This is a genomic window from Mesorhizobium sp. M0514 (assembly GCF_040321145.1).
Lineage (GTDB): Bacteria > Pseudomonadota > Alphaproteobacteria > Rhizobiales > Rhizobiaceae > Mesorhizobium.
Genome location: NZ_JAMYQZ010000153.1, coordinates 1 through 7,372, shown reverse-complemented (window position 1 = coordinate 7,372; position 7,372 = coordinate 1). Strand labels below are relative to the sequence as shown.

The window sequence follows — 7,372 nt, the reverse complement described above, 5'->3', positions numbered from 1 at the left end:
CGTATCGCAGAGGCGGCGAGCATGCTGGCTCGAAAAAGACTATTGAAGATCAAGTTGCTCGCACCTCGTCAGAACGTGGAAGCGGTCAGCTAGAGATTGGTGGTCGCTACCAGAAACGTGTCGACCTGCTCGGTGCTCCGAGCGCATCGAAACCTCTCGCCATCATCGGTTCCGTATGGACGAAAGAGCCTCCTGACCTTGCGACCAGATGAAAGCTTGGACTTGCGGCAGACCGCAAGCAGTTGGAGCTTGAATTGCCGACACACTCTCAGGAACCGTTGCCGGGATCGCACTCCATTGGTCGTCGGCCCAGATCCGGCGCGCCTCGCTTAAGGTGCCGGTCGAATATGGCCAGCTTCTCTTCGTAGCCGAGCCGCACTCTGGACCTGCAGCTATCGCATTTGAAACCGGCAATCGTTTGCAGCCAGGATCCCCTTCTCACCATAGGGCGTGAACAGGAGGGGCATTGGAATTCTAAAGGTACGTCGCGCAGTTCATTTGATAGAGGCACTGTGCATGTTCTCCTCAGCGGCACGGCCACTGCAACAAAGTACAAGGAGAAATGTTTCCGGGTTCGGCCATTTGCTCGAAAGAATCGGACCTAAGTCTAAATGGTGAGCGGCCCTGAAACCCATTCGCCTTGGTGTCGGCCTTTGCGTCGGAAATTGAAAATAGCGAGGGTTCGAGGGCGGCCCCGGGCGTGAGGCTGGCAAGTGGGCCAAGACGGCGGCGGTAAGGCGGAGCCTGTGGCGATCAAATAACCGGTTCGCCTAGAATCTCCTTCACCCAGCTCATAGTTCTCAGCCCGTATGCCATTCCGGCGCAGTCGGCAAACCAGTCGAAGACGCTCATGTCACGCCCTGTGACGCATTGAAGGATTTCGATCGCTGCGCCCGTTAAAGCAAGTAGAACCGCCAGCCGGACCACCTGTTGGGGCCAGCCGAGGCTACCCAAAGCCGACAAGGTGGCGAACGCAGCGGCGTGGTTGAGCTTGTCGTGATGAGACGTAAAGGCCAATCCGAGGGCGTGCAGCAGGTGGTCTGGCAATAGGGCGAGCAACAGGACGGCTGCCAACGTGGAGAGAAAGGCAGCCCTTGCCATGCTCTGATAAAAGGTCGACTGCGGCAATCTATTCGTAGCACTCCCGGTTCCTAGTTCTCGCTTCCCCGACCGACGCACTGGGCAGGGTCAAACCTGCATCTGAGCTAAGAGCGCGAACAACTGGCATGCTTAACAGGCCTCCTGATGTCATCAGTAAGTTCCATGAAACAGCCCATGTCACTCTGGATGGTTCCATAGGGCGCTGCGAATGTCGCCCTCCATTGTGATGAGGCCGAGGGATTCCTGCCGAAAAGGCGCGGCGGAATAGGCGAGCCGTTGGTACCGCTTGCGCCCAGGTGCGATGCGTATCATGCCGGGCACGGCTGGGCGGGAGCGGAACTCTTTCCAGCCTTGGCCCGGCTGTGCAGCCCGGCCGACGCCCTTCTGAATTCAATTATCGCCCGCGTCGCGGCTAACAGACGAAACCGTTATTTAGTCTGGTCATCCCTCCCTCGGTGATCTCGCCTTTACAGATTTCAATCCTAGACGCTAAGCCAGCAGCGGCCACTCGCTGCTGTCCAATCAACAAGCCTCAAACATCAGGTCGCGGTTATATGCAAAAAAGCCGGCCACCTTTCAGCAGCCGGCCAGTGCAAACAAGGAAGGGAACGTTGCACTGATGGGGCAGTGCACCGTCCGAAGCGTTTCCAAGCGACAATGTTCCACCGACGAGAGAACAAAGAAGGCTTCACCGCCAGCGCACATTCCCCTTAGCCGCGCTGTGTTGCCGTCGGCTAGACTAGTGTCTAAAGGCCTTTAACCAGCCACGGATCGGTGTCGTATCCGAGGCGCGGCTTTTCCGGCGTTCCACCGGCCGGCAATTTGGCGGTTCCGGTCGGCCTGCAGTCCAGCTCGAGCACCTGCTTCTTGGCCGAGTGCTTCGTAGAGCAAAGGTCCGTGGCGTCACTCACCACCACCTTCTTCTCCTTGGAAACAGCGACACCAGTCCCAGCGATCACGATCGCCGCGCAAAACACAGCTACTCTCATCATACTCCCCACCGTTGCTCCTCCCCAAAAAGGCTGAGCATGACGTTACGGCACATTTAAATTAGCGCAAGCGAATATTAGCTGCCTAGTCCCCTTCACATCGGCTCTGGTCGCCTCCCCCTTGCTGCTGCGCCTTGCGAAACCGGGAGCGCGATATGGTAGCATGGGCGCATGCCTGCTCATGATCGGAGGGCCGATGTTCATGACTTGAGCTCGACATGGCAGAGGGCTGCAACCGTCAAGTTTCCCAAGTCGTCGTGGCGATGAACGATCGCGTCGAGGATCGCTTACTAAGCGGCGTTACTAGGTTCCGCTGGTCTAGCCCTACGCGATCACACCATAACCACGTGATGACAAATCAGCCATGTGTGTGGCGCGGTGGGCCTGTTCCGCTTGTGGCCGGCGCCTACCCACCCGGGTTCCCCAACCATGGGCGTCGGCCATTTTCGTTCTCTCAGCTATTATAGGCCTTTGCTATCGGCCTATGTGTTGGCCTTGGATGGCGAGATCGCGGTTAGATCACCTCGTTCGTTTGGATGTTTCGCTGGCGTTGAGAGGAGGCGCATATGTTCGCCAGCCGGCGGATACCACACCGCCCCACCGGTCAGGCCCAGCGCGCCCGCTGCAAAGTCCCGCAGACGGCTGCTGGGCCGCTGGCGGGCAGCGGCTACTTGCTGATGATCCAATCCACCAAGCCAGTTTCGATCAGCTCGCACCCAGTGAAATCGCGCACCAGGGCCTTGGCTAAATCACGTTATTGACACTCAGGCGTACCCGTTTCCCCTACTAGGGCTCGGAATGCAGAGCGGAAAACGTCGGCTTGAAACGCGGAGACGGCAACAGTAGACGGGTCGGCATCTTCCCAGCCTAGCGCCACGTCGCGACGACGTTGACGAAGGCGCTTCAGAAGCTCGCGTGAGGCTCGGATGGCCCTGCGCGATTGATCCATGTCCCAGCGAAATGTGGCGGGTTCCGCCATGGACTTCTGGCGCATGAGCAGGTGGCCGTAGTGGCCGATCGAGCGATATCTATGGGCGTTGCAACCATCGCAGCCTCCCAGAAAAGGCAATGGCAAACGACACATTAATAAGCTCGCCGAAACTCTCTCTGCAATGAAAAGAGTTGTACGAATTTGACCAACCCGCACCTTCAGTGATGCCGGGCCGCTACTATCCTCGCTCATGTTCTGTCATCGCAATGAAGGACGACATCTCCGAGCACCCGTAGCACACCTGTTGCATGGAAAAAGCTGTAGGCGTTTATAGGTGCCCGGGCACTCCGCCATTAGTTTGCGTTGTGGCGCGGGACAAAGCAGGTTTCCTCACTCAGGCTGACTACCGTGAAGCGGGGCACAAGCCCGACTTCGACGCATTGCCTTGGGAAGCTGAATACAGGGCCGCCAACTCAACCAAGCCGGCCGTATCCTAGCTTGCAACCAGGGGCACCGTGACAGTCGTGGCGTAATTTATCGGATACTGGTCGAAATACGGGAAAGCGATGACGAAGGCATAGCTGGCGGTCAGATGCGCCATCTTGAAGCCGCCGCTGGCAGGGTCGATCGCGATCGTCACAATGACGTTCTGCAGACCCAGGTTCACCAATTTCTGCGTGGCGATGGCCTGGATGTCGCTCTGCGAAAGCGTGTTGTTCAGCTGCAGCGCCCGAGAAGAGGTTTCCAGCGTATAGCGGACGGTCGACACGGCATTCATGGCCCAGCCGAAGGCGAAGATTCCGAACAAAAGCATTACCAGGAAAGGCGCGATCAAGGCGAACTCCAGCCCGGCTGCGCCGGAGCAGTCACGGCGCCATCTGGATCCGATCCTTTCAGCGGACACGGATCACCTCCTGATGGCTGATCGCGCGCGGGTCCGGGAAGACACCGAAGTTAAACGGGGGCACCCAGGTGCCCGTGGCCGTTATCTGGACGAAGACGGTCGGCAGCTTCGTTCCGCCGCAGATGGTGGTCGCATCCACGACCGTGGCGCCGCACAAATAGGAGCGGACCAGTACGACCGCGGCGTCCTCGGGCTTGTCGTTCCAGCTCGAAAGCGCGACCGCCTGCGTTCCAGTGTCATTGGACGCGCCGGCCATTACGAGATTGGCCGCGGTTTTGACGCCCGCGCGCATCTGCAGGTAACTCGTCACGTAGGACCAGCCGTCGGCGATGCCGAGGCAGACGAGGCACAGGATGGGCAGCAACATGGAAAACTCCACGGCAGCTATCCCGGATTTGTCCAGGACAATGCGCAAGGTCCGCCCACCCATCCCGCTACTCGACGAGCTGAACGGATTGCGTCGCCGGAATGTTCTTCATCCCGAGGCTGGTGCAGTCCTGCTTGATGGTCGTACTGCCGGACCACTGGATGGTGTCGGCGACGACCTGAGTGCAGCCGCCGTTCCCGGAGAAGTTGCCAAGGTAGTTGACCTGCTGCCTGGGGAAATAGATGGCGCCGGTCAAAAGCGAGGCCGCGGTGCCGTTGAAGGTGCTCTGCGCCGCGGTCCCGGTCCTGTCGCCGTAGAACAGCACGCCGGAATAGGTTCCGGATGTCGGCGCGCTCAGCGTCACCTTGGCGTTGCCGTTCATGCTGACGGTGTTGCTGCCTGCCATGAAGATGGTTACGCCGCTGCCCGCGACGACCGCGTTGGCGTTGACCTTCATACCGCCCTGCACGACGTAGACGCCGGGCTGCAGGGTGACGTTGCCACTGAGGCTCATGCCGCTACAGTAGGTGCCGGGCTGGAGTGTTTGCGACGTCTTGTTGCCGTTGACAGACTTGCACGGGTTCCCGGCCGTCGGCGCCGCCAGGCTGGAGAAAGGATCGGCTGCCGGCAAGGCCTGGGTGATGTTGGACTTGCAGACCGTGGTCGCTGGATTGTTCAGCACCATGCCGCCGACCGTGATCAGGCAGTCGGCCTTGAGCACCGCCGAGCCCTGCGTCTTTATGGCGTCCGAGGCAATCGAGTCCGACATGACCGAACAGCCGGTGAGGTTTACGGTGGTGTTGCCGGAAAAGAGCGCAGCCTGGGAGGCCGACTGACTAAGCGCGAGTACGCAAGCCTTGGAGGCGTCATTGATCAGCGCCACCGCCCTTGCCTGTTCGGCAACGGGCGCCTGGTTGAAAATCGCCGTGAAGTAGCGATCGAGGTTCTGCTTGACGATGACCTCCACCGCCTTCTTTGCGGTGTTCGGGCCGGACAATGGCGGCGTGTTGACCTGGATCGTGCCCGGCGTGGCGAAATTGTTCGAAGTCGCGGACTGCGTGGCGGCGGCGATGATGGTCGGGTTGTCGGAACCCGCGACTTTCTCGAGCGCACCGGCATAGGCCGCGGCATCGGCAACGGCCTGCAGCTTAAGGCTGCTGTAATACCAGAAGGATGTCTCCATACCGAGGCCGGCGCCGCCAACCACGACCGGCAAGGTGAAGGCAACGATGACGGCAACGTTACCGTTCGTGGCGCGCCTTAGGCGGCTCAAAGCAAACCAAATCCGGGTGAACGCGTTGGATGCCATATGTATTAGAAACCACGAATAGATAAACGAATGTGTAAAAAACCCATTCCGATTCGATGGAAGTCCGACCTGCCAGACGAAACAGGTGTGCTGCAAATCCTCCTCGCCTCGCATGTGCTTCATGCGGCGTCATCACTACGGCCAATGGAGGCGCATTGCTGACCGGCAGCTTTGGGTCGCAATCTGACCGTCCGTGATTGGGAGCCACATGGCTGCGCGGCTGTTCCGCTATTGAGCCTCGACAGGAGTCCTAGATCCGCACACACGCGTATCTTGGGTCGATCGCGCTTCGCTCATGCGCCAAATTGCCAGGTCGTGAGTTCGGACAGCGGAAGCATTCTCCTCATGGGTGTGGCTTGTCGAGCAGAAGATTTCACGATCACCACCGTAAGCAAGTTTCGGGATGACAGCTTCGTGTTGATCCCGCTGCTCGGCAGCGTCTGCGGTGAAGTCTCCGTTTAGCGGCTTACCCGGATATGACGGCAATGCAGGAGATCGGCAATCTCCTGTTCAAGCACATCCATGGGCCATCACCGTCGCGGCCCTGAGGTTACCCATCCGCAGGAGGGTCCTAAAGCCGCACAACCTTGTCGAGATGTAGCCGTATCCGCTGGCCTTCAGCGAAGGACAGCGCAAACGATTCCAGGCCGAATGAGCGTGTAATTTCCTGGTCGGTCTCTATGATGCGAACGACCCATTCGCCACTGGCTCCGACCACTTCCACGCGAGGCAACGCCTTTCGGATTGGCACCACGTTGCTCATCACACCCTCCCTACGAAAAGCAATGGCAAGTCGATTTAGGACCCTGGTAGTCGGCAGTTCAATAACGGACGAACCACCCTGGATGGGCAGTACGAAGCCGGGCGAATCACACCTCAGTCAGGCGAACCCTCCCGGGAACCTTCCGTGAGATAGCCTCTGCTTTAGGTCGTTGGCATTCAGGATGGCCGCCAGCTCTTCGGCATACTCCATGTCGGGAAGGTCGACAGATGGGTGGCCCGCTACAATAGCCGGCAGCCCGGTGAACACGTCGAATACTGTCCACGTCCCATCCGGTTCCCGCCTTACCCCGTACCGCAGAGTTGCCATGAGAGGATGCTAATGGAGGCCGCGAATATATGGTACAAAAAATGCGAGCGGGCGATCGGGCAACAGGCACGCCTTTCCGGAAACTCTTTGCCGCTGCGGCGGGTTCGGTCGGGCATGACCAGAATGGCCGACCTCGGACCGCCCATTTCCGGCAAGCCACATGACCCTGACTGGGAGAAGGAGCATTTCTATGCGCGCCACACTGCGCGCAACGGGGAGACCGTCCCGAGTTCCACCAAGTGATGTGGCAGGAGCTACCGGAGCACCAGCCGCTGGAATTCGACGCTTAAGAGCGCAGCACAACCCAACTGGGCATCGGCTATCGAACCAGCGTTTGCGCGCGGCCACTTCTAGGCGCATGATACCTAGATGAGTTCTATCGAACGGAAGCTGGCCGAATTGAACGACATTCAGCAGGACTTTGAACAGGCTACAATCCTGCGCTATCGCTGCGAGTGTTCGCGCCAAGACGCGAGAGAGCTATGCGAAGAGCTCCGCCAACTGGTAGGTCTGCCCAGCAGCAGCAACAAATTCCCGTCTATCATCACCGGCTCGCGCAAAGGCTGAGCGACGGCGGCCCGCGTCACCCCAGGAAGGAAAGCACGGGCCCGACCGTTGCTGTCTTCAGCTTCGACAGGCGGAACCGATGGGCGTCATCGGGAGAATTTGGCGCCAATCCAA

The 7,372-nt window shown here is 59.3% G+C and carries 7 protein-coding genes; 1 reads left to right on the top strand and 6 read right to left on the bottom strand.

Annotated features, from left to right (window positions below):
• Positions 1 to 753 precede the first annotated feature (753 nt).
• From NKI61_RS31705 to NKI61_RS31680, 6 genes are all read right to left on the bottom strand, one after another.
• A complete protein-coding gene (locus NKI61_RS31705) occupies positions 754 to 1,128 on the bottom strand; it encodes a VanZ family protein (RefSeq protein WP_352842296.1) in 375 nt (124 codons plus the stop codon).
• Positions 1,129 to 1,847: 719 nt separating this feature from the next.
• Positions 1,848 to 2,093 (bottom strand): hypothetical protein, encoded by a 246-nt coding sequence (locus tag NKI61_RS31700; protein ID WP_023740330.1) that lies wholly within the window; start codon positions 2,091 to 2,093, stop codon positions 1,848 to 1,850.
• A gap of 1,421 nt (positions 2,094 to 3,514) precedes the next feature.
• On the bottom strand, positions 3,515 to 3,925 hold the full coding sequence (locus tag NKI61_RS31695) for a TadE/TadG family type IV pilus assembly protein (protein ID WP_023716265.1): 411 nt from the start codon (positions 3,923 to 3,925) through the stop codon (positions 3,515 to 3,517).
• Positions 3,915 to 4,355: a TadE/TadG family type IV pilus assembly protein gene (locus tag NKI61_RS31690; protein WP_352533904.1), complete on the bottom strand. Its 441-nt coding sequence runs from the start codon at positions 4,353 to 4,355 to the stop codon at positions 3,915 to 3,917. The genes NKI61_RS31695 and NKI61_RS31690 overlap by 11 nt, the downstream gene beginning before the upstream one ends.
• Before the next feature lie 4 nt (positions 4,356 to 4,359).
• Positions 4,360 to 5,565: a pilus assembly protein TadG-related protein gene (locus NKI61_RS31685; RefSeq protein WP_352842294.1), complete on the bottom strand. Its 1,206-nt coding sequence runs from the start codon at positions 5,563 to 5,565 to the stop codon at positions 4,360 to 4,362.
• 607 nt (positions 5,566 to 6,172) lie between these two features.
• Complete coding sequence (locus tag NKI61_RS31680) at positions 6,173 to 6,364, bottom strand: hypothetical protein (RefSeq protein ID WP_023740327.1); 192 nt, start codon at positions 6,362 to 6,364, stop codon at positions 6,173 to 6,175.
• A gap of 696 nt (positions 6,365 to 7,060) precedes the next feature.
• On the opposite strand from NKI61_RS31680, the gene NKI61_RS31675 reads away from it, so the two are divergent.
• On the top strand, positions 7,061 to 7,258 hold the full coding sequence (locus NKI61_RS31675) for a hypothetical protein (RefSeq protein WP_352842293.1): 198 nt from the start codon (positions 7,061 to 7,063) through the stop codon (positions 7,256 to 7,258).
• Positions 7,259 to 7,372 lie beyond the last annotated feature (114 nt).

What these genes read in the sequence shown, in the direction of transcription:
- NKI61_RS31700 (WP_023740330.1), bottom strand. Translation starts at nt 2,093, where the DNA reads ATGATGAGAGTAGCTGTGTTTTGCGCGGCGATCGTGATCGCTGGGACT.
- NKI61_RS31690 (WP_352533904.1), bottom strand. Translation starts at nt 4,355, where the DNA reads ATGGGTGGGCGGACCTTGCGCATTGTCCTGGACAAATCCGGGATAGCT.
- NKI61_RS31680 (WP_023740327.1), bottom strand. Translation starts at nt 6,364, where the DNA reads ATGAGCAACGTGGTGCCAATCCGAAAGGCGTTGCCTCGCGTGGAAGTG.
- NKI61_RS31675 (WP_352842293.1), top strand. Translation starts at nt 7,061, where the DNA reads ATGAGTTCTATCGAACGGAAGCTGGCCGAATTGAACGACATTCAGCAG.